This is a genomic window from Methanothermobacter sp. KEPCO-1 (genome assembly GCF_008033705.1).
Lineage (GTDB): Archaea > Methanobacteriota > Methanobacteria > Methanobacteriales > Methanothermobacteraceae > Methanothermobacter > Methanothermobacter marburgensis.
Genome location: NZ_CP042937.1, coordinates 877,387 through 902,728, shown reverse-complemented (window position 1 = coordinate 902,728; position 25,342 = coordinate 877,387). Strand labels below are relative to the sequence as shown.

Annotated in this window: 20 protein-coding genes; 8 read left to right on the top strand and 12 right to left on the bottom strand. The window is 50.1% G+C overall.

The window, feature by feature from the left end; all coding sequences use genetic code 11:
* Positions 1–86 precede the first annotated feature (86 nt).
* From FVF72_RS04715 to FVF72_RS04700, 4 genes are read right to left on the bottom strand one after another with little or no spacing between them, the layout of a single operon-like run.
* On the bottom strand, positions 87–647 hold the full coding sequence (locus tag FVF72_RS04715; RefSeq protein ID WP_147671343.1) for a diacylglycerol/polyprenol kinase family protein: 561 nt from the start codon (positions 645–647) through the stop codon (positions 87–89).
* An 8-nt stretch (positions 648–655) separates the two neighbouring features.
* A complete protein-coding gene (gene purL, locus FVF72_RS04710; protein WP_147671342.1) occupies positions 656–2,800 on the bottom strand; it encodes a phosphoribosylformylglycinamidine synthase subunit PurL in 2,145 nt (714 codons plus the stop codon).
* Positions 2,801–2,802: 2 nt separating this feature from the next.
* Positions 2,803–5,940, bottom strand: coding sequence for an isoleucine--tRNA ligase (gene ileS, locus FVF72_RS04705; RefSeq protein ID WP_147671341.1), 3,138 nt, complete (start codon positions 5,938–5,940; stop codon positions 2,803–2,805).
* 22 nt (positions 5,941–5,962) lie between these two features.
* Positions 5,963–7,168 carry a methionine adenosyltransferase gene (locus FVF72_RS04700; protein WP_013296541.1) on the bottom strand — a complete coding sequence of 402 codons (1,206 nt, stop codon included), beginning with the start codon at positions 7,166–7,168 and terminating at the stop codon, positions 5,963–5,965.
* A gap of 93 nt (positions 7,169–7,261) precedes the next feature.
* Between FVF72_RS04700 and FVF72_RS04695 the strand changes: the two genes are divergently transcribed.
* Entirely contained in the window at positions 7,262–7,627 is a 366-nt protein-coding gene (locus FVF72_RS04695) for a DUF192 domain-containing protein (protein ID WP_013296542.1), read from the top strand.
* Between the two features lie 40 nt (positions 7,628–7,667).
* Here FVF72_RS04695 and FVF72_RS04690 read toward each other — a convergent pair whose 3' ends face one another.
* The 7 genes from FVF72_RS04690 to FVF72_RS04660 form a co-directional block, all read right to left on the bottom strand.
* Entirely contained in the window at positions 7,668–8,060 is a 393-nt protein-coding gene (locus FVF72_RS04690) for a HEAT repeat domain-containing protein (RefSeq protein WP_013296543.1), read from the bottom strand.
* Positions 8,061–8,166: 106 nt separating this feature from the next.
* Complete coding sequence (locus FVF72_RS04685) at positions 8,167–8,862, bottom strand: dihydromethanopterin reductase (acceptor) (protein ID WP_013296544.1); 696 nt, start codon at positions 8,860–8,862, stop codon at positions 8,167–8,169.
* Positions 8,863–10,134, bottom strand: a complete 1,272-nt coding sequence (gene glyA, locus FVF72_RS04680; protein ID WP_013296545.1) for a serine hydroxymethyltransferase — start codon at positions 10,132–10,134, stop codon at positions 8,863–8,865.
* 192 nt (positions 10,135–10,326) lie between these two features.
* Positions 10,327–12,306, bottom strand: coding sequence for a H(2):CoB-CoM heterodisulfide ferredoxin reductase subunit HdrA (gene hdrA, locus FVF72_RS04675; RefSeq protein WP_147671340.1), 1,980 nt, complete (start codon positions 12,304–12,306; stop codon positions 10,327–10,329).
* A gap of 182 nt (positions 12,307–12,488) precedes the next feature.
* Positions 12,489–13,388 (bottom strand): AEC family transporter, encoded by a 900-nt coding sequence (locus FVF72_RS04670; RefSeq protein ID WP_013296547.1) that lies wholly within the window; start codon positions 13,386–13,388, stop codon positions 12,489–12,491.
* Positions 13,389–13,415: 27 nt separating this feature from the next.
* Positions 13,416–14,351, bottom strand: coding sequence for a DNA repair and recombination protein RadA (gene radA, locus FVF72_RS04665; RefSeq protein WP_013296548.1), 936 nt, complete (start codon positions 14,349–14,351; stop codon positions 13,416–13,418).
* A gap of 21 nt (positions 14,352–14,372) precedes the next feature.
* Positions 14,373–16,751: an OB-fold nucleic acid binding domain-containing protein gene (locus tag FVF72_RS04660; protein WP_147671338.1), complete on the bottom strand. Its 2,379-nt coding sequence runs from the start codon at positions 16,749–16,751 to the stop codon at positions 14,373–14,375.
* Positions 16,752–17,076: 325 nt separating this feature from the next.
* On the opposite strand from FVF72_RS04660, the gene hacA reads away from it, so the two are divergent.
* The 6 genes from hacA to mmp11 all read left to right on the top strand — a co-directional run bounded on the left by hacA (position 17,077) and on the right by mmp11 (position 22,486).
* The gene (hacA, locus tag FVF72_RS04655; RefSeq protein ID WP_147671337.1) at positions 17,077–18,333 is read left to right on the top strand and encodes a homoaconitase large subunit; all 1,257 of its coding nucleotides are present in this window, start codon (positions 17,077–17,079) and stop codon (positions 18,331–18,333) included.
* A 15-nt stretch (positions 18,334–18,348) separates the two neighbouring features.
* Positions 18,349–18,837: a 3-isopropylmalate dehydratase small subunit gene (locus tag FVF72_RS04650; RefSeq protein ID WP_013296551.1), complete on the top strand. Its 489-nt coding sequence runs from the start codon at positions 18,349–18,351 to the stop codon at positions 18,835–18,837.
* Between the two features lie 5 nt (positions 18,838–18,842).
* A complete protein-coding gene (locus FVF72_RS04645; protein ID WP_147671336.1) occupies positions 18,843–19,823 on the top strand; it encodes a 3-isopropylmalate dehydrogenase in 981 nt (326 codons plus the stop codon).
* Positions 19,824–19,827: 4 nt separating this feature from the next.
* Positions 19,828–21,021: a cysteine desulfurase gene (locus FVF72_RS04640; protein WP_147671335.1), complete on the top strand. Its 1,194-nt coding sequence runs from the start codon at positions 19,828–19,830 to the stop codon at positions 21,019–21,021.
* Positions 21,022–21,118: 97 nt separating this feature from the next.
* Complete coding sequence (ribH, locus tag FVF72_RS04635; RefSeq protein WP_013296554.1) at positions 21,119–21,535, top strand: 6,7-dimethyl-8-ribityllumazine synthase; 417 nt, start codon at positions 21,119–21,121, stop codon at positions 21,533–21,535.
* 18 nt (positions 21,536–21,553) lie between these two features.
* On the top strand, positions 21,554–22,486 hold the full coding sequence (mmp11, locus tag FVF72_RS04630) for a methanogenesis marker protein 11 (RefSeq protein ID WP_013296555.1): 933 nt from the start codon (positions 21,554–21,556) through the stop codon (positions 22,484–22,486).
* Here mmp11 and FVF72_RS04625 read toward each other — a convergent pair.
* Positions 22,480–24,183, bottom strand: a complete 1,704-nt coding sequence (locus tag FVF72_RS04625; protein WP_147671334.1) for a glycosyltransferase — start codon at positions 24,181–24,183, stop codon at positions 22,480–22,482. The two genes, mmp11 and FVF72_RS04625, sit on opposite strands and share 7 nt — an antisense overlap.
* Positions 24,184–24,337: 154 nt before the next feature.
* On the opposite strand from FVF72_RS04625, the gene purE reads away from it, so the two are divergent.
* Entirely contained in the window at positions 24,338–25,342 is a 1,005-nt protein-coding gene (gene purE, locus FVF72_RS04620) for a 5-(carboxyamino)imidazole ribonucleotide mutase (protein ID WP_147671333.1), read from the top strand.

Genomic DNA, 25,342 nt, shown 5'->3' with positions numbered 1-25,342 from the left:
TGATAAGGATCCTTTTTTAAAGAGGTGACGCAGGGATCAGTTGTTTCATCAGGTGAAAAGACTCTGAATCCTCACAAAAAATCTGTTCAGTGGACGAGGAGCAGCATCACAGCCCCGGCACCGATGGGAATGGTTATGTTATCCTCAACCGGGGTGTAGGCCTCCACCAGCATACCCGCAATAGCCCCTGTGAGTGCGGTTAGGGGGTCAAGGAAAAAGAGGGCCCCCAGGAACCCTGCTAAAAGGAAGGCCGCTGAACCCTCAATGCTCTTATCAGGGTTTAAGGGGAGGGGGTGTGAACCATACTCCCTGCCGATGATTGTGGAGAGTGAGTCACCCAGCGTGAGTATTATAACTGAGGCACTGGCCACTGAAATGTTAAAACCAAAGAGGGCATATGTGAGGGCCATTCCCAGAAAGTAGTAGATGAAGCCCCTCTCGGTATCATCCCTCCGGCAGCTCCTCAGAACATAGGAAAAGAAGGGGAGGGTGAACCTTCTGTCAAGCTGAAATATCAACTCACCCATGAGTGCTGCTGCGAGGGAGAGGGCCACCATGGGGAGGGAGCCAAGGTAGCCTGCAAGGATCACGAAGACTATGCCTGCTGCATGTATGATCTGCCTGAAGAACTCCCTCCGGTACCTCAAAAAAACACCTATGTGGACATGTATGCCTCAATAACCCCATGGTAGGCATCATAGAGTTCAGATACATCCAGTGCTACATCATCAAATTTCAGGGTGTCGCCTCCAGTGGTTCCTATCACAGCGCAGGGCACTTCAAGTTCCTGGATTATTTCCTCCACGGATCCCGTCACGGTTATGATGTACCTTCCATTTGATTCAGAGAATAGGGCCTCATGGATGTTACTGAAGCTTCCAGGGATCTTCCCTGTGTCTATGGTTGCCCCGATACCTGACTTTATGGCCATCTCAGCAACTGCAACCCCTATACCGCCTGCTGAACAGTCATGGATTGCCGTTACCTGATCCCCGAATCTCTCAATTATCTTCCTGACTGAGTTTGCAGCGTCAAATTCTGCCCTGAGATCTGTTTCGGGTGGCTTACCATCAACAATGCCATGAACTGTTCTCAGGTACTCTGAGGCTCCCAGTTCAGGTTTTGTATCCCCGATGACGATTATCTTCTCGCCCTCAGCCTTGAAGTCCATTGTCTTTATGCTATCAAGTGGTAGCCTCCCTGCAACTCCAACCACGGGGGAGGGGTTCACTGTAACCCCCTCGGTTTCATTGTAGAAGCTCACATTACCGCTTATTACCGGCGTGCCGAAGGTCTCTGCCATGTCAGCCATTCCCCTCACGCATTCCCTGAACTGCCAGAAAACCTCCGGTTTCTCCGGGTTTCCGAAGTTGAGGCAGTCCACTATGCAGAGTGGCCAGGCGCCCATTGAAACAACGTTCCTTATTGCCTCCCCCACAGAGGCTGCGCCGCCACCGTATGGGTCCAGCTTTGTGTGGATGCTGTTGCAGTCAACGGTGAGTGCAACTCCAGTCTTCTCATCGACCCTGAGGACCGCCGCATCATCACCTGGCTTCACAACGGTTCTTATCTGAACCTCATGGTCGTACTGGCGGTAAACCCACCTCTTGCTTGCAATGTTGGGTGATGACAGGAGTTTAAGGAGCGCTTCAGTGAAAGGGGGGTGCTGGACCTCCACCTGCCCCTCGGGTAAATCAGGTTTTTTTGCCTCCCTTTCAATCACAGGGGGATCCGCGAGGAGTTTTGCTGGCAGGTCCGCTATAACATTACCTTCGCTTTCAACAATCATCCTTCCGGTATCTGTAACCTCCCCTATGACCGAGGCCGGAAGCTCATACTTCCTGCAGATCTCCATTGCCTCATCAACCCGGTCCGGGCTGAGCACGAATATCATGCGTTCCTGTGACTCTGAGAGCATTATCTCATAGGGTGTCATTCCCTCCTCCCTGAGAGGTATCGCCTCCAGGTTGACCCTTGCACCGTTATCACACTTGGCCACGAGTTCAGAGATGCAGCACGTTAAACCCCCGCCCCCGAGGTCCTTCACGCCTGAAACCTCTATTTTCTCCATTATCTCAAAGCTCGCCTCCATCACCATCTTCTTGGTGAAGGGGTCGCCGACCTGAACCGCTGGCCGGTCCTCCAGTTCAGATGAACTTGTGAGTTCCTCAGAGGCAAAGGTTACGCCATGAATTCCATCCCTGCCTGTCCTACCCCCCATGAGGAGGAATACGTCACCTGGCCGGGGGGCTATCCCCCGTTTTATCTCATCCTTGCGCACAAGGCCTGCGCACATAACATTCACAAGGGGGTTCAGCTGGAAGTTATCGTCAAATTCAACCTCGCCTGCAACTGTTGGAACCCCCACACGGTTCCCGTAGTCAGATATGCCCTTAACCACGTGTTCAAAGAGGTACCTTGATTTCTGGTCCTCAAGGTATCCAAACCGAAGGGAGTCAAGGAGGGCTATGGGCATGGCGCCCATTGAGATTATATCCCTCAGAATCCCCCCTATACCTGTACCTGCACCCCCATAGGGTTCTATCGCAGAGGGGTGGTTGTGGCTCTCAATTCCAATGGCCATGGCCAGCTCATCGGTGACCTCAACCACACCGGCGTCATCACCAGGACCTATGATTACCCCCTCACCCTCGGTTGGGAAGAGGCCGAGGACCGGGCGGCTGCTCTTGTATGAGCAGTGCTCAGAGAACATCACATCCAGCATCCCGTATTCGAGGGGATTCGGATCCCTCCCAAGTTCTTTCCTTATGAATTCAATCTCTGAATCTGTTAAAACCATTTTCACACCTTATCTGAAGGTTTTATGGATATTATAAGGTTTTCATCCGATATCTTCCATTCCTTGGTGTATTCGAGTTCGGTGTAATCAAAGGAGAGATGGCTGGCCCTGACCTCATTCTCAACGAATTCCCTCTGGGGCTCGGTCAGTTCCCTGAATTCTGGGCTGCATTTCACTGAAACCTCTATCCTGGCCTCAACGTCCAGGTCAAGATCCTTCCTCATATCCTGGATCCTCCTTACAAGTTCACGGGCCATTGCCTCGCTCATTATCTCAGGTGTGAGTTCCGTGTCAACGAATACACTTCCGCCCTCAAACTGTGCATTCACGATGTTCTCAGGGAGCTCTGTCTCAAATATTATATCATCGGGTTCCAGGACGATTATTCTACCGTCCAGTTCAACCCTGAAGCTGCCCTCTGATTCCAGTGCGGCTTTAACCTCAGCGCCATCCGCCTCCTCAAGTTTTCTCATGACAGGTGGCATGTCCTGCCTGAGCTTTGGACCCAGGGTTGCGGGGTTTGGTTTGGCTATTATCTTCATATCAGGGAATTCGGTTGAAGTCCTGATGGACTTGGCGTTGGCCTGTTCCGCTATAACCCCCTTGAGGGATTCAGCAGCCTCCAGAACCTTCTCATCCTCTGATACCACAACTATCTCCCTTACAGGCCATCTCAGCTTGTACCTTGCAGTGTCCCTTGCCCTTGCACAGGCCTCTATTATCTCGCGGACGATGTCCATCTCTGCCTCGAGTTTGCCGTCCACCGCATCCTCACTCACCATCCAGTCCAGCATGTGTATGCTCTCAGGTGAGTCGGGTTCAGCCCCCCTCACAAGGTTCTGGTAGATGTCCTCGCATACATGGGGTGCTATGGGCGAGAGTGTCACTATCAGTGTCTTGAGGGCTGTGTAGAGGCTGTGGTAGGCTGCCAGCTTGTCTGGGTCGTCCCTCTCTATCCATGTGCGGCTCCTTATGAGCCTTATGTACCAGCGGCTGAGGTCCTCCACTATGAAGTCGTGGATTTCACGGGTTGCTCTGTGGAAGTGGAGGTTATCCAGGGCCTCTGTCACCTTCAGGGCCACAGAGTTAACCCTTGAGATTATCCATCGATCCTCATCCCTGAAGTGTAGGTCCTCCAGTCCATGGTCACCTGGCTGGAATCTGTCAAGGGACATGTAGGTTGTTGCGAAGACATAGACATTCCAGAGTATGTTGAACATCTTGTTAACATTCTTAAGTTCGTCCCATACGAATTTAAGGTCCTCCCATGGCTTGTTGGCCCATAGAAGGTAGAACCTCAGGACGTCTGCCCCGTACTTCTCTATGACATCCTCAGGTTCAACCACGTTCCCCAGGGACTTGCTCATCTTCCTGCCCTCTTCATCAAGGGTGAATCCGTGCATGAGCACCCGCCGGTAGGGTGTCTCATCGAGTGCTATCACACCGCAGCCAAGCTGTGAGTAGAACCAGCCCCTTGTCTGGTCATGTCCCTCGGTTATGAAGTCATAGGGGAACCATTCACTGAAGAGTTCCTTCTCTCTGGGGTAGTGTAGGGCTGCCCAGCCTGCAACCCCTGAGTCTATCCAGACATCCAGGACATCGGGTGTCCTCTTCATTCTGCCCCCGCATCTACCGCACTCGAGTATTATCCTGTCCACGTGGGGCCTGTGGATGAAGTCCCCTTCAAGCTGGCCCTCAACAGCCAGCTCCCTGAGCTCCTCTATTGATCCAACCACGTGTATGCTGTCGCAGTCCTCGCAGACCCATATGGGGATGGGTATCCCCCAGTAGCGCTGCCTTGAGATGGTCCAGTCCCTTGCATTCTCTATCCAGTTCCTGAACCTGCTCTCCCCTGCCCATGAGGGGATCCACTGTACCCTGTCAAGTTCACTGAGCATTTTATCCTTTATCTCTGTTATTTTGAGGAACCACTGCTCTGTGGCAAGGTAGATTATGGGTGTCTTGCATCTCCAGCAGAACCCGTACCTGTGACTGATGGTCTCTGCCCTCAGGAGGAGGTTCTTTGATCTGAGGTCATCTATTATGTCAGAATCGGCGTCCTTAACAAATTTACCATTATATTTCCCTGCATCCTCAGTGAAGACCCCTGCCTCGTCTACAGGGCAGAATACGGGGAGGCCATATTCTTTACCTATCTCAAAGTCCTCTGGACCGTGACCGGGGGCTGTGTGCACGCACCCTGTACCCTCTGTGAGTGTCACATGGTCCCCCAGGATGACCCTGTGCTCCATGTCCCTGTGGCATGGCACCTCCTCGTCCAGGGGGTGCCTGTAGGTGAGGCCCTCAAGTTCAGACCCCTTGAAGGTCTTTATGATCTCCGCCTCCTCCCCGAGGACCTTCTCAACGAGTGCCTCTGCCATTATGTAGGTTTCCCCATCCAGGCGGGCGTGGGCATAATCAAAGTCAGGGTGGACAGCAACGGCCATGTTCGCAGGGAGGGTCCATGGGGTTGTTGTCCATACCAGTATATACATGTCCCCTGAGACTGGGAACTTCACGTAGATGGATGGGTCCTCCTTCTCATGGTAGTCTATCTCTGCAAGTGCCAGGGCCGTTTCACAGCGCGGGCACCACGTTATCACCCTGAGGTCCCTTAAAAGGAGGTCCTTCTCATGGGCCCTCTTCAGGGTCCACCAGCATGATTCCATGTAAGCAGGGTCGAAGGTCACGTAGGGGTCATCCCAGTCCATCCAGACCCCAAGGCGCTGGAACTGGGATGTCATAACAGCCTTGTTTTCCATCGCAAATTCCCTGCACTTCCTGACAAATTCCTCTATACCGATCTTATCCTCAATGTCCTTTTTGCTCCTGACACCCAGGATCCCCTCAACCTTGTGCTCTATTGGGAGGCCATGGGTGTCCCATCCAGGCTGCCTCCTGACATTGAAACCCCTCATTGATTTGAACCGGAGGTAGGAGTCCTTCATTATCTTGTTCCATGCTGTTCCAAGGTGAATCCTTCCGCTGCAGTAGGGTGGGCCGTCCAGGAATGAGTACCTTGGGCCCTCCTCCCTCAGTTCCTTCACGCGTTCATAGATATCCCTTTCTTCCCAGAAACTCTGAACCTTTTCCTCTATCACATGGGGCTTGTAGGATTTTTCGGCTTCCTGGATTGGCATGAATTTCTCCCTCAGCTGGATATTAGAATGTCCGGAGCTGGCCCTTGACCAGCATCTCGGTTATGCTTGGTATGTCCTCAAGCCATGCGTCCATTACTCCTGAAACCTTTCCTGTGATGTCATCCATGGTGTAGCCGTCCTCAAGGATCACCTGGGCTGTGGCGGCCTTGGGGTGGTCGATTGGCTTTCCTATCTGGCTGAGTATCATTATATGGACCTGTTTAACTCCCTCGATGCTCTCCACTATGTCTGCGGCCATCTGGTTTGAGAGCAGATTGTAGATCTTACCTACATGGTTTATAGGGTTCTTACCTGATGTTGCCTCCATGGACATTGGCCTGTTGGGTGTTATGAGGCCGTTGGCCCTGTTACCCCGTCCCACTGATCCGTCATCACCCATCTCAGCGGAGGTCCCTGTAACTGTTATGTAAACGGATGGCTCATCGTCCTCACAGCGGTCGGCTGTATTTACAAAAACCTCAAGGTTTCTCTCTGTGATCCCTGAGGCCAGCTTGAATACCTCATCCTTCACCACATTCTTGATCTCAAGGTATTCCTCTAGGTCTGATACGTATCTGTCCACCATTGCACAGGCAACTGTAAGGGTTATGTTGTCGTTTTCCCTGAGACCCATGACCTTTATGTCCTCACCCACTGCGGGGTATTTCTTCTTGAATTCAGGGGAGTTGAGGAGGTTCTCTGCCTCCATCACTATCCTCTCGGTCTCTGAGAATGGTGCGAATCCAACCCCGAATGATGTGTCATTTGATAGGGGCGCCCTTCCCTTCCTTGCAAAGACATCCCTCAGGTCCCCTGAACCGTGCCCGATCTTGCACTCCACCACGGTGCAGGTCTCAACATCAAGGTTTATTATGTTGTCCCTGAGGTACTCCTTGGCTGCTGATATGGCTATCCTGTCAAGGCCTATCTTCTCTCCATCAACCTCGGCGATGCCCCTTCCCGTGAGGAGTATCTCTATCGGTTTTATAACCTCACCGCCTCCAAACTGTGGTGCGGATTCTCCGGCTGTTATCTGTACCTCGTCGGTGTTGTGGTGCATTATGGCACCGAATCTGTCAAGGTAGGCGTTGCAGAGGGCCCTGCTCACTGATTCAGCGATCCCGTCACTTATACTGTCAGGGTGTCCTATGCCCTTCCTTTCAACTATTTCCACCTTCTGGTCCTCGATTGGTGTCTGGTTAAGGGGTTCAACGATAATATTTCTCACACTGATAACCTCCTGATGAATATGCACAATAATGGTTTATGGTTTTGAGCTGATGATATAAATAAATATAACACAGTGTTTTCAGGAGAATCTATGATGGAGAAAGAGGTGTTCAATAAGACAAGGGGCGCCACTCTTGGTGCTGTGAGGTTTGCAGATACATTCCTTTCACGTTTCAGGGGTTTGATGCTCAGGAGGAATGTTGAGACTGGACTTGTACTTGAAATACCCGAGGGACGTGGAAGATATGGCTCGGGAATACACATGTTCTTCATGCTGGTCCCGCTTGACGTTCTATTCGTTGATAAAAATATGAGGGTGGTGGATATGGCTAAACTCAAACCATGGCAGGTCTACAATCCAGTGAAACCTGCAAGGTATGTTATAGAACTTAAAAAGGGAAAAATTGATGAAACCGGGACCCGAATAGGCGACACGCTGGAATTTAAGGATATCTGATTCCACCTCAGGAACCCTAAAATGTGAAATCCCATGGGAGCTAGGATCCCGCCCTCTTTTTTATCTCGGAGATTGCAACCTCCGCCACCCTCCGAACCATTGGGCTCTCATCGTCAAGGAGGCCCTCAAGGTCCTCGACTGAATCCTCATCACCGAGTATTCCAAGGGCCAGGGCACAGGCGTACCTCACACCGGGTTTCTCATCTGAAAGATGCTCCCTCAGGGGTTCAACAGCCCTTTTATCATCAAAGGTTGCAAGGGCGAGTGCAGCCGCCTCCCGGACATGGTAGTCCTCGTCATCAAGGGCCTCTATGAGTGGTTCCACAGCCCGGGGATCTGCAACCTCTGCAAGGAGTTCAACAGCGTCCTCACGCACAACCCAGTCAGGGTTCTTGAGTTCCTCAAGGAGAAAATCAATCCTCTTACCCTCCATTAAAACACCCCCTATCTCCATTATTTCTGTTGCAGATGATAATTAAATTTTATGAAGGAGAATGGGTGCTGACCTTAAAACGTAATGTTGGAGGGCTTTGGAATGGTCATATGTTCCCGAGAATTTCCCCGGGCCTCTCAAACACGGTTATGCCCTCCATTGAAGAGAGCCTCTCTGTGTTTCTGATGTCCACCTCCCTCATGTGGATGGTTATTATCCTCCCCCCTGAGACAGCACCATATGGACATGCGCTCTGACACAGACCGCAGCCCCTGCACTTGAGGAGCCTTATCTCAACCCCCGGCACTATGGCGTCCCCGGGACATGCAGCTGCAGCAAGGCACTGCTCGCATCTCCTGCAGAGTTCAAGTTCAAGTTTTGATGGGAGGACCGTTTCAACGTCCCCCTCCTCAAGGTCCACCGGGACGCAGTACACCGGCACTCCCCCCTTACCTGCCTGGGCCACGGCGTTTGTCACAAGTGTGTCGGCTATGCCATGAACTATCTTGGCCACGGTATTGGATGTTACAGGGGATACCACCAGAAGGTCATACCTACCCATGGAGAGCCTGCCTGTTATGGGGAAGCTGTAGCCCTCGTCACTTTCAAGGACAAATTCCCTGTAGTATCCGCCAGAAAGTTTCCTGACCCTTTCAAAGAGGCCGTACATCCTCAGAACCTCCTCTGCGGCACCTGATAGGAGTATGGTTACCTCGTGACCCCTGGAAACCATCTCCTCCAGTGCCTCCACACTCTCAAGGAGGAGGTGCCCGGCCCCTGTGAATGCCCAGGCAATTCTCATCTACAGGATCTCCATGTACTTGTAGGCCCCTGACTCCTCAAAGGCGTAGTGGACCTTTGTATAGGAGGACATGAACTCTGAAACCTCTTCCTTAACATTCCTGCCATCAATAACAACCTTCTTTATGTATTCTGCAACCTCTGACATCTCTGACTCCTTCATTCCGCGCCTTGTTATCTCCTGTGTACCTATCCTTATTCCTGATGGGTCGTCTGACCTGTTAACATCGTCCCATGGGAGAAGGTTCTTGTTGAGTATTATGTTGTTGGCCTCGAGTTTTTTGGATATCTCGGCGGCCCTGCCAATGTCTGATACATCCATCACAACCTGATGGGATTCTGTGAAGTCGAGGTGCTCACAGAGTACGTTGAATCCAAGTTCATTGAGGTTTTCTGCGAGTTTCTTTGCGTTTCTGATTGTCTGTGCCGCGTATTCACTTCCAAACTCAAGCATCTCTGCGGTTGCTATTCCAAGTCCTGCCACGTGGTGGAGGTGGTGGTTACTCACAAGTCCCGGGAAGACAGCCTCATCTATGTCATCTGCAAGTTCCTCCCTGCAGAGGATTATGCCGCCCTGGGGTCCGGGGAATGTCTTGTGTGTGCTTCCCACCAGCATATCGGCGCCCTCCCTGAGGGGATCCTGGAAGTATCCGCCTGCAATTAGGCCAAGGACGTGGGCGCCGTCGTACATTATCCTTGCACCCACCTCCTCTGCGGCCTCAACTGCCTCCTCCACAGGGTGGGGGAAGAGGAAGAGGCTTCCGCCGAAGAGTATTATCCTTGGTTTGACCTCAAGGATCTTCTTCTTCATTGCATCGGCGTCTATGTTCATGTTTTCAAAGTCAAAGGGGTGGGTGTATATTTTGAATCCCCTCACACCGGCTGCACTGACCTTGGCATGTGATATGTGGCCGCCGTATGGGACCTCCATGGCCATCATGGGGTCGCCAACATCTGCAGTTGCAAAGAAGCAGGCGAGGTTGGCCACAACACCCGATGTTGGCTGGACATTTGCATGTTCTGCCCTGAAGAGTTTCTTTGAGAGTTCAATTGTGATCTCTTCAATCTCATCTATGTACCTGCAGCCCTCATAGAGCCTCTCACCGGGAAGACCCTCTGCATAGCGGTGTGAAAGGTCAGAGATGAGGGCCTCCTTGACCCTTGAACTGGTTATATTTTCACTTGCTATGAGGTTGATGCTTGACTCCATCCAGCTGTTATGATCCTTCATGAGATCTCTTATCCTCTCGGTATAATCCTGATTGCTGACCATGAAAATCATCTCCATTAGGAAATAGTTAAAATTACAATATAAAATTGGTGCCGCTATTATACTTGCAGCCAATCATGAGCCAATCAGATGAAATCCTGCAAGATGATGCGAAACAGACGGCTACAGAATAGCATTGAAACAGAATCAAATCAGCAGAGATAAAAGAAAAGGTTTTGATGGGTCCCAGCCCATCTATTTTGAAGCGGGTTCGTTGAGTGCAGCTTCGATCTGAGCCATGATCTGCTCTGTTTTAAAGTGCTGCTGGTCCATTGCACCTGATGGGCATGCTGCCACACAGGTACCGCAACCCTTACAGAGGGCCACGTTGACGTTGGCATGCCCTTCCTCTATGCTTATGGCACCGAATGGGCAGAGCTCAATGCAGACCTCACAGCCACCGCAGACATCGGAATCTGTAACTGCGATTATTGGCTCAATTTCCACTTCACCCTTGACCATTGGTATTGCTGCACGTGCAGCTGCACCTGAAGCCTGCGCAACAGCGTCAGGAATGTCCTTTGGACCCTGAGCCACACCTGCAAGGTACACACCGTCTGTCAGTGTGTCAACAGGTCTGAGTTTTGGGTGTGCTTCCATGAGGAACCCGTCTGCAGATTTGGATAGACCGATTGTCTGCCTCAGTGTCTCTGCACCCTCTGGTGGCACGAGACCAACACCAAGGACAACCATGTCGTAGTCGTACTCTGTGACCTTACCCAGGAGTGTGTCCTCTGATCTCACTGTGAGTGTGAGGTCAGGGTTCTCGATGACCTCAGCGGGTCGTCCCCTTATGAATTTGATTCCATATTTCTCCTGTGAGCGTTTGTAGAATTCCTCGAATCCTTTACCGAATGCCCTTATGTCCATGTAGTAGAGTGTGACCTCTGTGTCAGGCATTTTGTCCTTGATGAGCTGTGCGTTCTTCATGATGTACATACAGCAGACACGGGAACAGTAGGGTTTTCCAATCTGTTCGTCCCTTGAACCCACACAGTGGATGAATGCAACCCTCTTTGGTTTTTCGCCGTCTGATGGTTTGAGGACCTTACCATCGGTTGGTCCTGAGGCGTTGATCATCCTTTCGAGTTCAAGACCTGTTATGACGTTGGTGTGTCGGCCGTAACCGTATTCGAGTTTCTCTGTTGGGTCATAGGCGTCGTATCCTGTTGCCACGATTATTGTACCAACTTCGATTTCGATTTCCTCTGGTTCCTGGTCGTGTTTAACGGCTCCCCTTTCACAGACCTCATCACAGAGCATGCACTCTATACAGTAGTCCTTGTCAATTGTTGCGCAGAGGGGGACAGCCTGTGGGAATGGTATGTAGACAGCCTTGGTCATACCGATTCCCTCGTCGAAGTAGTTTGGCATTTCAATTGGGCATACCTCTACACAGGAACCGCATCCGGTACAGAGTTCCTCGTCTATGTACCTTGGTTTCTTCTCGATTTTGACCTTGAAATTACCTATGTAACCGTCAACTTCCTTAACCTCTGCGTAGGTTATGAGTTCAATGTTGTCGTGTTTACCGACATCCACCATTTTTGGTGCAAGGATACACATTGAACAGTCGAGGGTTGGGAAGGTTTTGTCCAGCTGCCCCATTCTTCCTGAGATACTTGGCCTCTTTTCGACCATGTAGGTCTTGAATCCCATGTCCGCCAGGTCAAGGGCGGCCTGTATACCTGCAACACCTCCACCGATGACAAGGGCCTTGTCATCCACACTAACCTTTGATGCCTCGAGGGGCTCCAGGAGCCTTGCCTTGGCAACCGCCATCCTCACAAGGTCCTTGGCCTTTTCTGTTGCACCCTCAGGGTTGTCCATGTGGACCCATGAGTCATGTTCCCTTATGTTTGCAAATTCGAATAGGAACTGGTTGAGTCCTGCCTCTTCAACACATCTCCTGAAGGTTGGTTCGTGGAGCCTTGGGGAACATGCAGCCACAACTACCCTGTTTATCCCGAGTTCCTTGATGTCCTTCTGTATCTCGAGCTGACCTGGGTCAGAACAGTAGTACTTGTAGTCCTTTGCAATCACAACGTTTGGTAGTTTCGCAGCGTAGTCCCTTACAGCCTCAACGTCGACCACACCGCCGATGTTCACACCGCAGTGGCAGACGTAAACACCGATTTTTGGTTTTTCCATTGTTTCTTTTTTTTCTTCTGCCATTAGATCACCTTGCATAGGGATATCTAGCAATGATATTTATTTGATGTAAGGTATAGCACAGTGCTAAATAAACATTTCTATCAAAAACTTTAAGTAAGATTTATATAGTATTACATTTATTTTCATTCGGTGGCTAAAAATTAAAAATATTTTCATTATACTCTGGATTTAAAATAAACTTTTTAGAGTATAAGTGACCATGCTGGCAGTGACACGAGACCCAGTATTGTGCTCATGAATATGCACGATGATACAAGGTCAACATCAAGGTCATTCTCAATTGCAAGTACCGCTGCAAGCATGGCCGAGGGCATTGATGCCTCAAGGACCGTTACAGAGAAGTCCAGACCCTTAAATGATAAGAGGTAAACGATAAATGCGGCAATAAGAGGGGATACTATGAGCCTCAAGGCACTCACAAATGTGGCATCAGCCAGTGAATCCCTCAGGAACCTGAAGTTCAGTGAAAGACCAAGTGAAATCATTATTAGGGGAACCGCTGCACCGGCCAGATAACCAAGAACCGTGCCTGCAATTCCCACAGGTAATCCCATCAGGTTGAAGGTAACCCCCAGTATGAATGCCCAGAGGGGTGGAAAGGTGACTGCCCTTTTAACGACTGCAGTCCCCTCAGCCCCTGAAATAAATGATAGTATAAGCCCAAGGGATGTGAACATAACTGTTGTGCCTGTATCATAGAATATTGCCCTTAAAAGACCCTCAGATCCAAATATTCCTTCAGTTACAGGGTAACCCAGGAAACCTGAGTTCATCATTGCTGCAGCCACAATTATCCCCCAGGTTTTTCGGGAATCCATACCCCTCCTTCTTGCCCACAGGGATGCTATGGTCCCAGATAATGCACCTGTGGTTATACAGACGAGTGGTATCAGGAACAGGTCCGCTATTCCACTTAAATCAGCCCTGTAGAGTGACGTGAATATCAGGGAAGGTATTGCAAGATTGATGACAATCCTGTTGAGGGATGATGCATCCTCCTCCCTCAGCATGCCACTCAGTTTAAGTGCATGTCCTGTGAGGACAAGGATCAGTATGGACAGAACCGTTTCAAACGAGCCCATAAAAATCAAATAAAAATTAATTAGGGTTTAATCAACAATACCTGCTTCTGTTATCTTGAAGACACACTCACCCTCTGGGAGGTGGGGGCTGTCAACAAGTCTCGCTATCCTCTTACCTGCAAGTCCCTTCTTGAGCCACAGGCGGTAGGTCGCTGCATGGCCCAGGACGTGTCCGCCTATCGCCTTTGTGGGGCTTCCAAAGAAGGCGTCGGGTCTTGCCTGAACCTGGTTTGTTACGAAGACAGCTGCATTGTAGGTGTTTGCTATGTTCTGGAGGGTGTGGAGGTGCTGGTTGAGCTTCTGCTGCCTTGTTGCCAGGGCCTCCCTCCCAACATACTCCGCCCTGAAGTGGGCTGTGAGGGAGTCCACAATTACAAGGCGTATGTTCTTGCCCTCCTGTATGAGCTCATTCACCTTTTCTGCCATGAGTATCTGGTGACTTGAGTTGAATGCCCTTGCAATGTGTATCTTATTTAGAACCTCCTCAAGGTCCAGTTCAAAGGCGTTGGCTATCTGCTCTATCCTTTCAGGACGGAATGTGTTCTCTGTATCTATGAAAACCGCCTCAGCATCCAGGCCACCCCTTTCCTCTGGTAGCTGCACGGTCACGGCAAGTTCATGGGATAGCTGGCTCTTACCTGACCCAAACTCTCCGAAAACCTCAGTTATTGCCTGTGTTTCAATCCCGCCGCCTATGAGTTCATCCAGGGCCTTGCTCCCTGTTGTTATTCGGCCCACGTCCTTTCGACGTTCCATCACATCAAAGGCTGTTTCAAAGTCTATCTTCTCAGCCCTTCTGGCGGCCTCTATCACCTTTTCAGCCACGCCCTCACCAATTTCAGCCTTCACAGAGAGTTCCTTGGCGGTGGCTGTGGCAAGACGCATCATGTCCCCGAATCCTGCGTCCCTTAATTTCTGTGCCGTTTTGGCCCCTACATTTGGTAGATCTTCCAGTTCAACCATTTTAATCTCCCTTAGATCATTTTAAAGTTCAATATTCACAACTTTTCTGGGTATAAACCTCGGTTCCTCATTGTATTCATCAAAATCCGCGTTTCCGATAACCTCCACAGTGACGCCATTAAGGTCCTCAACCCTCTCCTCAAGTGCTGATTCATCTGCAGACTGGTTTATGATATCAACAACCTCCCTCGTGGACATCCCCAGGAGTTTCTCGGCCTCCCTTCCAAAGAAGGTTATGAGGACCTCGCCGGTATCATCCATGATCCTTCCAGGGATCATGAGGAGGTATCGTGGCTCATCCACAAGGGCGCCGCAGAAGTTACAGATGTTCTCGTCAGAGAGTTCAAGCCTCTCATTGCATGATGGGCACTTTATGGATAGAATTCTCCTGCCTGACATTTCTGTAAGTTCACCCTTTATCATGACATTTCTTGAATCCTCCTGAAGGTCCTCAATGTTTACAAGCGGATATAGGATCTCCTGGAGCTCCTCAAATGAGGGCAACCCGCTGATATCCCTTTCAGTTGCCGGTTCAATCCTTGAATTTCTCCCTATGCTGAGTTCAAGTCTCTCTCCGCCCATATCATCCCTGTAGATTACGCGGGGGTTTTCTATTCTCACCGCATCTCCGATGCTCAGTGGTTTCTCCGCAGCATCATCCCAGAGGCTTGCCCTTATGGATCCTGTGTCATCAGCAAATTCAACGGTTCTCACAAGGCCGGGTGTCCCGTCACCCCTCTGGAACTCCCTGGGATCAAAGAGATCAACCACCCTCGCAATTATCCTTATGTTCCTGTCGTCCTCCTCAAGTTCATCGATCTTCTTTGTGGTGTAGAGCATCTCCTCAAGCTCCTCAAAGGAGGGCAGGTTCTCAATATCCTCTGGGAGGGGCTCCACTATCCTGGTTGTTCTTCCTGTGTTGAGTTCCACACTGTAAAGCCCGAGCCTTATGCGTGCATTCTCTATTCTCACGGCGTCCCCCACATTCAGGGGTTTTTCTGCCTTCTCATCCCAGAGGCTGACCCTTATCTTGCCTGTCTCATCTGCAAGTTCCATTGACCTCACGATACCGGTCCCATCCTGCCTCTCAAATTCCCTCGGGTCGCTGAGGCTGAATATCCTGCCTACAACATCTACCTCCTCACCCTCATCCTCCATTTCAAGTATCTCGGCTATCTTGAGAGGTCTCAGATGCTCCCTGTACTCCTCAAGGACCTTAAGGAGCGAACCATCAGATTCAGGGTTGACGGTGATGCGGGTGTTGAAGTTTGTGTTTATGCGGTATGACTGGTTGAACTCATCAAATTCAACCCTTGCACCGGATACCCTTACAATGTCCCCCTTGTTGATTTTTATGCGGGTGTCATCATCCCAGAGCGTTACCCTTGCAGAGCCGGTATCATCTGTAATCTCAATGGATCTTACAGAGCCTGTTGTTCCATCGTTTCTTTCAAACTCCACAGGGTCATGAACCCTTGTTACAAGGCCCATCACAGTTGCGCTCTCCATCTCATGGAGGTCCCCTATCTTAACCACCTTCTCACTGTAATCGGGAACATCATATTCCCCTGGCACAATCCTTGTGAGGCTGGTGTGTGTGAGTGTTACACTGTCAGCCCTTCTCCTTGTCTGGGCCCCCAGTATTTTAACCGCGTCTCCCTCCTTAAGACCAAGCTCCTCCACAAGGCTGACGTCGTTGTTCCAGATTGTGTATGTGGTTGAACCTGTTTCATCCATTATGTCAAGGGAAATGAACCTTCCCTCACGGCCATCCCTCTCAAAGGTCCTTACCCGTGATATGCCTGTTATTCTTGCAATGACGTTGACCTCCTGGTCCTCGGAAAGGTCAGCGATGGGGGTTATATCCTCCCTGTATTCTGGAAAGTCCGGGAAATCCGCAGGGTCAAGGACCTCAACCCTTGACCTTGGCATGAGATGTGCCTCTTTTCTGCCCCCGAATCCGCCCCTTATTCTAACATCCCTTATCCTGATCACATCGCCCTCATTGAATTTCTTGAGGAGCTTCATGTTCTCTGTCCAGAAAACGGTTCGAAGTTCCCCTGTATTATCTGCGATGATAACATTGGCGAGTTTTCCCTCTCTTCCCTTCCTTGTTGTGAAGGTCCTGGGACTTGATATTTTCATGACCCTGCCTGCCACCGGGGCCTCTGCACCCTCCTCAAGTTTGGATATGGTGTCCATCCTGTGCTCCTCCTTCTCTGACAGCATAGTATTTTCATTTTCAAGGATCTCATCAACCACCGTAGTTGCAATTGCAAGGTCATCCAGAAATCCAACGTCCCCATATTCCTCTTTCCTTTTCTCTATTAGCTCCTGAAATTCCTCAAGGGACATTCTGTCCTTAATCCTTTCATATTCCCTCTTAAGTTCTTCCTTCATTTGGGTCCCTCACTTGATTAATAATATTATGCACCGTCTATAAAAGACTTGGTGAGGTCCTGGAAACTAATATTCCTGGAACTGTTACTACCTTGTATTACTGAATATTTAAATTTTATTATCAAAGTATTTATTAATGGTGGGTGAAAATATAACTGTAAAATTCAGCCGAGTTTTTCAGTATGAAGGTGAAATGCAGATATCCAGTGAACATATGGGGACATCTGAACTTTAAGGATGCTCTAATTTTCACAGCCAGCCCCATGGACCCATTGCTGGAAATTTTATGATACCTTCAGTATATTCTGCTAAAGGAGGATAGAAGATGTCTATGACTGTTTCTGAGAAAATACTTGCCAGGACTTCAGGTAAAGACCGTGTGGAGGCCGGTGAAATAGTTATGGCCAGTATAGATGTCGCCATGACCCATGACCTCACAGGACCCCTGTCGGTTGAATCCTTTGAGAGGATCGGAAGGGACAGAGTCTGGGACCCTGAAAAAATCGTTGTGATATTCGACCACCAGGTACCTGCAGATTCCCTTGATGCGGCCCAGAACCACATGATAATGAGGGACTTTGTGAGGGAACAGGGCATAAAGAACTTCTATGATGTCAGGGAGGGTGTATGCCACCAGGTGCTACCTGAAAAGGGACACGTGGTGCCTGGAGAGGTTATTGTGGGGACAGACTCCCACACCTGCACCCACGGCGCCCTGGGGGCCTTTGCCACCGGTATAGGGTCAACTGACATGGCAATGGTCTTTGCCACCGGAAAACTGTGGTTCAGGGTACCTGAAACGATACGCTTCGAAATAAGCGGCTCACTCAGGAAACATGTGTATGCAAAGGACGTCATACTGAACATTATAGGAAAGGTGGGAGCAGACGGTGCCACCTACATGGCCTGTGAATTTGCAGGCGAAACCGTCGCAGATATGAGTGTGTCAGACCGTATGGTGCTCTCCAACATGGCAATAGAGATGGGGGGTAAAACCGGAATAGTGGAACCCGATGAAAAAACCATAAGGTACGTGGAAAGGAGATCAGATAAACCCTACAGGGTCTTCAGGGCAGACCCCGATGCCCCCTCCCTCAATGTCATGGAGGTTGATGTCTCTGACCTTGAACCTCAGGTGGCATGTCCCCACAACGTTGACAATGTGAAGCCCGTCAGTGAGGTGGATGTTGAGATAGACCAGGTTTTCCTTGGTTCATGTACAAACGGCCGCCTCAGTGACCTCCGGGATGCCGCTGCAATACTGAAAAACAGGGATGTTGCAGACAGCGTCAGGATGCTGGTGATACCCGCCTCAAGGGAGGTCTACCGCAGGGCCCTCTCAGAGGGTCTCATGGAGATATTCGTGGACGCAGGCGCCCTGGTATGCAACCCCTGCTGCGGACCATGTCTCGGTGGTCATGTGGGACTTGTGGGCCCAGGAGAGGTCAGCCTTTCAACATCAAACAGAAACTTCAGGGGTCGGCAGGGAAGCCCGGAGGCAGAGGTATACCTATCATCCGCAGCGGTTGCAGCCGCATCCGCAGTTACAGGCAGAATCACCCATCCTGCTGAACTTGAATAGTGGAGGTGCTTAGATATGAAAGGAAGAGTCTGGAAATTCCCCGACGACGTGGACACCGACATAATCATACCCGGAAGGTACCTTGTGATGCGTGACCCTGAAAAACTCAGGGAACACGTCATGGAGGGTCTCGACCCTGAATTCCCCTCAAAGGTCAGGCCAGGGGATTTCATAGTTGCCGGGAAGAACTTTGGATGTGGATCATCAAGGGAACACGCCCCCCTTGCCCTCAAGGGTGCTGGAATAGCCGCTGTTATTGCAGAGTCCTTTGCCAGGATATTCTACAGAAACGCCATAAATGTGGGCATACCCCTCCTTGAGGCGCCAGGAATAACAGGTAAACTCAATGAGGGTGATGAGATAGAGGTGGACCTGGAAATGGGCGTTATAATACGGGGAGACGAGGAATTCCCCTTCAAGAGACTCCCTGATTTCATGGTGGAGATACTTGAAAGTGGTGGTCTCATACCCTACCTCAGGAAAAAGGGAGAATTTGAAGGGTGAATACCATGAAGATAGCCGTTATACCCGGGGATGGTATCGGTAAGGAGGTCATGGAGGCCGCCCTCCACGTTCTCAAAGGACTGGACCTCGACCCTGAATTTTTATATGCAGAGGCAGGGGATGAGTGCCTTGAGAGGACAGGGACAGCCCTTCCAGATGAAACAATTGAAATCATCGGTGAGGCGGACTCCACCCTCTTTGGTGCCGCGGGTGAAAGTGCAGCGGATGTTATAGTTAAATTAAGGCGTGAATTTGATCTTTTTGCGAATTTGAGGCCTGTGAAGTCCCTTCCGGGTGTCCCGTGCCTCTACCCGGACCTTGACTTTGTCATAGTGAGGGAGAACACTGAGGACCTCTATGTGGGTGATGAGGAGTTCACCGCTGATGGTGCGGTTGCAAGGAGGGTCATAACACGCTCTGCTTCCAGGAGGATAAGTCGATTTGCCTTTGATTATGCTAAGAGGGAGGGCTGGAGTCGTGTGACCGCGGTGCACAAGGCCAATGTCCTTAAAAAGACCGATGGAGTGTTCAGGGAGGAATTCTACCGGGTGGCATCAGACTACCCTGAGATGGAGGCAGAGGACTACTACGTGGACGCCACAGCCATGTACCTCATAACACAGCCCCAGGAATTCCAGGTCCTGGTCACAACCAACCTCTTCGGGGACATACTCTCAGACGAAGCAGCAGGACTCATAGGAGGACTCGGACTCGCGCCATCAGCAAATATAGGAGAAAAAAACGCAATATTCGAACCAGTCCACGGATCAGCACCCCAGATAGCCGGAAAAAACATAGCAAACCCCACAGCCATGATACTAACAACAACACTCATGCTAAAACACCTAAACAAAACACAGGAAGCACAGAAAATACAGAAAGCACTGGAAAAAACCCTTGAAGAGGGTCTGGTTACACCGGACCTGGGTGGAAGCCTCGGTACAATGGAAATGGCTGCTGAGATAGCAAAAAGAATTGAGGGGTGATGCTGTGCGTACAGAGGACGTGAGGGCCGACATACCACTCCTCAGGGAGAATGTGTACCTTGATGCCGCGAGCACAACCCCAACCCCCCTCCCCATTGTGAGGGCAATGACAGAGTACTTTGAAGGATACAACGCCAATACAGGACGAGGGGCGTATTCACTTGCAGTTGAAGCAACCATGAAACTTCAGGAAGCCCGGAGAAAGGTTGCAGGATTCATAAATGCCTCTGAGGACGAAATAGTATTCACAAAGAACACCTCCGAGGCCATAAACATTGTGGCGAGTGGCCTCAAATTCAGGAAGGGGGACTCGGTGGTTGTACCCAACATCGAGCACCACTCCAACTTCCTGCCCTGGCTCAGGCTCCGTGAAAGGGGTGTTGATGTAAGGATAGTGATGGCAGATGAAAATGGCGTTGTGGGCCCTGCAATGGTTGAAGAGGCGGTCGATGAGACCACACGGCTTGTAACCATAACCCACATCTCCAATGCCCTTGGTACGGTGCAGGATGTGAAGGAGATTGAAAGGATCGCCCATGAAAACGGTGCCCTCTACATGATTGACGGGGCCCAGTCCATTGGACATATGAAGGTCGATGTTAGGGAGCTGGGGGCAGATTTTGCAGCCTTCCCTGGTCACAAGGGGACCCTGGGTCCTGTGGGGACGGGTTTCCTCTACTGCAGGAGTGAGTGCCAGGATGAACTTGAACCATTCATGCTGGGTGGGGGTACCGTCATTGATGTCTCAGAGGATGACTACGTCCTGGAAGAGTTTCCCTCAAGGTTCGAGGCAGGGACCCTCAACATAGCAGGCTTCATAGGTCTGGGGGCATCCATAGATTACATCAACAGGATAGGAATCCATAAAATCAGAAAGCATGGCCTGAAAATGACAGAAAAACTCTGCAGTGAGGTTTCATCCATTGATAAAATTCGGTGCTATGGTGACCCCCAAAATATTTATGGTATTCTTTCCTTCAACATAGATAATATGGACCCCCATGATGTTGCAAAGCTGCTGGATGAAACCGCCGGTGTGTGTGTTAGAAGCGGCCACCACTGCGCGATACCAGCCATGAGGCACCTTGGAGTTCATGAATCCGGTGGCACCGTGAGGGCATCCATACACTACTACAATACAGATGAGGACATTGAGGTCCTTGCAGAAACCCTGAGGGAAATAGCAATGATGGGGTGATGGGATGAATAAGGCACAGATAATAGCACTGCTCATAGTAATCATAATGGTCTTAAGTACCATTGCAGGCGCACTTGTACTCTAAAGGAGGTATTAAATGGCAGATGTCAGAATAGGGGCTGTGGTAGCCGAATTCAACTATGACATAACACATATGATGCTTGAACTTGCAAAAGAACATGCCAAATTTCTTGAATCCGAAATAACAAGGGTTATAGCTGTTCCAGGGGTATTCGATATGCCGCTCGCGGTTAAGAAGCTTCTCCTGGATGATGAAATCGACGCTGTTATCACACTGGGGGCTGTTATTGAGGGGGCAACGGACCATGACCAGATAGTGGTCCAGCACGCTTCACGTAAGATAGCGGACCTTTCACTTGAATACGATAAGCCCGTGGCCCTTGGAATATCCGGCCCCGGTATGACAAGGTTGGAAGCCCACCAGCGTGTTGACTATGCAAAGAGGGCCGTTGAGGCAGCCGTTAAAATGTACAGAAGACTCAACGAAATTTGATATTTCTGGAGAACCTCCATGGAAATACTCAGACCATCAGACTTGAAGGAAAGGTTCAGGGACCCCTGGATATCACCCTACACCAAGGTCCTCACCATGGTGGACGGGGACCTCGTTGAGATCCTGGAATACCACCCCTGCATCTCAGGGTCAGAGTGGATGATATACCAGTACAGCAGGTCAAGCAAGCTGATAGAGAGGGCCCGGAGGGATGGTAACCGGCACACCTACCTTGCACATACCGGTAAGGTCCCAATAGAACTCAGGGCGAGTCTCAACGCCGCTGGAATAGAGGAGGTGGCTGTTGAGGGTGACGAGGTCCGCGTTGTGCATGCCGGCCTTGCAGGTGCCGGGGTCGGTGCTGCCATGTGCCGGGGCATGGCAGAGGGTGTGAAGAGAATCGAACTCTATGAGGTGGGAGGGGGCTCAAAGCCCGGGAGGGCAGCCGTGATAACACCCCGCCTCGAAAAGGTTGTCCTGGGTATAGATGACACAGACACCCCTGAAAGCGGCGCGACCTGGACCCTTGCCAACAATATGGGTATGGAGATTTCCAGGAGGGGATTTGAGTACATTGACCATGTGACGGTTCAGCTCTACCCGCACAACCCCCACAAAACACAGAACTGTGTTTCAGTTGCCCTTGCCTTCGCGGTGCAGCCCGGTAAGAGCACTGAACTTGTCGATCTTGCTGCAGATTTTCTTGAAGAGAACACCCTTTCCGATAAAACTTCAATTGCAGTTTTCAGGGGAATAAAGGTTCCAGAAGAGCTTAAAGAGTATTCAATGATGGCCAAAAAGAGTTTTATGGAAGTTGAGGATGCCGAAGAAGTTGCAGAGTCCCTTGGAATAGACCTCATCGAGGTAACAGGTTCACAGGGTAAGATAGGGGCCCTTGCAGCCATCGGCCTCTATGATGATCCAGAAGAAGCTGCAAGGGTATACTACTGACCTGAGAACCATATGTTAAGGAATTTCCCCTCAGATGCAGATGCAAACCTCATGTCAGATGAACCCCCTTCTCTGATATCAATTTTTATTATATGGCTTCCATGATAAATTCTGTAGCTGGAGTCCTCTCCCCTGAACCTTATATTTCTTATAACCTCTCCATTAACGGATACGGTGTATGAACCATTCTTCATGACCCCGCTGGCCTCTGCAACCAGCCGATTGTCAACGAAAACCATGACCTCCGACGCCTGGGACTCATCGTACTGAATTATGATACCGTTATATACCGTCATGTTTGAGCTGGATATGTTCCTAATTGCATAGACGTTGCTGAATATCTTTCGAAGATTTCCATCCTGGATCACGTCCCCCACGTTAACCCCGAGGGCCTCCCTTGCACTGGTTGGGATCCTCATTATGTTACCCTCACCGTCACGGGTCCTGTTGAGGGTATAGGCCTCACCATCCAGAAATACCATGTCACCATAACCAAGTCCAAGGGTATTTATCGCCTCCTCGGGAATTCTTATGGAGTTATTCTCATTTTCAAGTGCACTATCAACCCTGTATGGTCCCCTGACATCGAATGTTCTGTTTTCATTGCTCTTCTTCCATATTATCAGGTTACCCGATGTTGGTTCAATTGATATTTTACCATCGTCCACCTTGACGGCGCCCAGCAGTGTCGAGATCATGGCAAGAAGGATAAGACCAGAAACCAGGATGGGAAAGTGCATGTATATGAATGATCTGGCCGTCTGAAGCTTGCCCTGGGAGCGCCTGAAAACGTATATTGATCTTCTTATTAAGCTTATGAAGTAGTAGAGAGCAACTATGAATCCTGAAACCGCAATTATGATCCCGGCTGTTGCTGGTATTGTCCTTATAAAGAATATGCTGAATATGCCAAGGGTTGTGAGTGAGAGACCCAGTATGCACATTCTTATGGACTTTCCCATGGTGTCCATCATGGTTATTCTGCCGTACTCAAGTGCCCTGTCAACTATGGTCCTTACAACCTCGTTGGCCACCAGGTTAAGGTCCTTGAGGCTTGCCATGTCATGGTGTATTGTCCCTATATCCACCTCCTTAACCGTAAGGCCAAGGACATCCGCATCAAGTACAATGCCAACGTCGACCCCATAATCCTCCTCAAATTTCATCTTCTCAAGGGCAGATCTCCTTGCCGCAAACTGCCCGCTTAGTGGCTGCTCAAATTTTATCTCAGGGAAGAAGAAATTCAGGAGTGGCTTTGCAGTTAACTCAGTAACCCTTCCTGCCTTTCTCCTGAAGCGTGTTTTTGTGAGGTCCGCCCTCCCCCTGAGGATGGGCCTTATCATCCTCTCAATTTTCTCTGTTGTCATATTCTCAAGGTCAGCATCAATAAAAACCACTATGTCTCCACTGGAATGCTTGAATCCCGTCCTCAGTGCAGCGCCCTTGCCGCGGTTGCTGGCATGCCTTATGACCCTTGCACCTGCAGTCTCTGCCACCCCGGCAGTGTTGTCTGTGGACCCATCATCCACCACTATGACCTCACTAACTAGTTTAGAACCTTTAGCCGCCTCTACAACCAGTGCGACGGTCTTTTCCTCATTGAACGCTGGTATAACCACTGAAACTGTCTGGTCATCTTCCCTCACTGTCCTGAGGGCACATAAAAGGAAGACCAGAATCAGAATAAGCCATGACATCCCTACACCTTCTCCTACCTATGAAGTTCTATTGGTTGAAAACCCTTAAATATTAAGCTATTAAGACGCGTCGGGAGATTCTATTAAATATGAATTGGAATAAATATCTATCCATAAATGATATCTATCCATAAATGTAAAGGTGAATCTCTAAATGAAGCCCAGAGTGATGATACTCCTTGGAAGTGCATCAGACTTCAGGATAGCTGAAAAGGCCATGGAGATCCTTGAAGAACTCAGGATACCCTATGACCTCAGGGTTGCCTCGGCCCACAGGACCCATGAAAAGGTGAAGGCTATAGTTGCAGAGTCCATAAAGGAGGGTGTTGAGGTCTTCATAGGTATAGCAGGACTCTCTGCCCACCTTCCCGGGATGATATCGGCTAACACCCACCGCCCGGTGATAGGTGTCCCGGTTGATGTTAAACTAGGAGGACTTGACGCCCTTTTCGCATGCTCACAGATGCCCTTCCCTGCCCCGGTTGCAACGGTTGGTGTTGACAGGGGAGAAAACGCCGCAATACTGGCTGCCCAGATAATAGGTATAGGTGACCCGGAGGTGAGGGACCGGGTCTCTGAACTCAGAAGGGGTTTCTATGAGAAGGTCCGAAGGGATGAGTGCCAGGTGCTCAACAGCATAGAGGGGTCATACTACGCCCCCCTCGATGTTGAACTGGCAGAAATACAGGAAAAGGAAAAATCTGGTGAAGAAGACGCCCCAATGGTATCTGTGATCCCCGGCAGCTACTCGGACATGAAAATCGCCAAAAAGACAACAATGTTCCTTGAGCGGATGGGTATAAGCTATGACCTCAACGTCATATCACCCATAAGGTACCCCGACAGGTTCGAGAGGTACCTTGAGCGGATGGAGAATGTTAAGCTCTTCATAGCGATAAGCGGACTCTCTGCCCATGTTACAGGTGCCGTGGTCGCCCTCAGTGACAGGCCTGTGATCGGTGTTCCATGTCCACTCAAAATGAACGGCTGGGATTCCCTCCTTTCAATGGTTAACATGCCGCCAGGTGTCCCTGTTGGGACCGTTGGAATTGGTAACGGTGGTAACGCCGCAATACTGGCGGCTGAAATGCTTGGAATATATGACGGTAAAATCGAGTCCCGGATAAAGAGGATAAAAAGCCGTTCAGTCAAGTTCTGA

Bases quoted from the DNA above. Each gene is read 5' to 3' on its own strand.
- purL (WP_147671342.1), bottom strand. From the start codon at position 2,800: ATGGTTTTAACAGATTCAGAGATTGAATTCATAAGGAAAGAACTTGGG.
- ileS (WP_147671341.1), bottom strand. From the start codon at position 5,940: ATGCCAATCCAGGAAGCCGAAAAATCCTACAAGCCCCATGTGATAGAG.
- FVF72_RS04695 (WP_013296542.1), top strand. From the start codon at position 7,262: ATGATGGAGAAAGAGGTGTTCAATAAGACAAGGGGCGCCACTCTTGGT.
- FVF72_RS04690 (WP_013296543.1), bottom strand. From the start codon at position 8,060: ATGGAGGGTAAGAGGATTGATTTTCTCCTTGAGGAACTCAAGAACCCT.
- FVF72_RS04685 (WP_013296544.1), bottom strand. From the start codon at position 8,862: ATGAGAATTGCCTGGGCATTCACAGGGGCCGGGCACCTCCTCCTTGAG.
- glyA (WP_013296545.1), bottom strand. From the start codon at position 10,134: ATGGTCAGCAATCAGGATTATACCGAGAGGATAAGAGATCTCATGAAG.
- hdrA (WP_147671340.1), bottom strand. From the start codon at position 12,306: ATGGCAGAAGAAAAAAAAGAAACAATGGAAAAACCAAAAATCGGTGTT.
- FVF72_RS04670 (WP_013296547.1), bottom strand. From the start codon at position 13,388: ATGGGCTCGTTTGAAACGGTTCTGTCCATACTGATCCTTGTCCTCACA.
- radA (WP_013296548.1), bottom strand. From the start codon at position 14,351: ATGGTTGAACTGGAAGATCTACCAAATGTAGGGGCCAAAACGGCACAG.
- FVF72_RS04660 (WP_147671338.1), bottom strand. From the start codon at position 16,751: ATGAAGGAAGAACTTAAGAGGGAATATGAAAGGATTAAGGACAGAATG.
- hacA (WP_147671337.1), top strand. From the start codon at position 17,077: ATGTCTATGACTGTTTCTGAGAAAATACTTGCCAGGACTTCAGGTAAA.
- FVF72_RS04650 (WP_013296551.1), top strand. From the start codon at position 18,349: ATGAAAGGAAGAGTCTGGAAATTCCCCGACGACGTGGACACCGACATA.
- FVF72_RS04645 (WP_147671336.1), top strand. From the start codon at position 18,843: ATGAAGATAGCCGTTATACCCGGGGATGGTATCGGTAAGGAGGTCATG.
- ribH (WP_013296554.1), top strand. From the start codon at position 21,119: ATGGCAGATGTCAGAATAGGGGCTGTGGTAGCCGAATTCAACTATGAC.
- mmp11 (WP_013296555.1), top strand. From the start codon at position 21,554: ATGGAAATACTCAGACCATCAGACTTGAAGGAAAGGTTCAGGGACCCC.
- FVF72_RS04625 (WP_147671334.1), bottom strand. From the start codon at position 24,183: ATGTCATGGCTTATTCTGATTCTGGTCTTCCTTTTATGTGCCCTCAGG.
- purE (WP_147671333.1), top strand. From the start codon at position 24,338: ATGAAGCCCAGAGTGATGATACTCCTTGGAAGTGCATCAGACTTCAGG.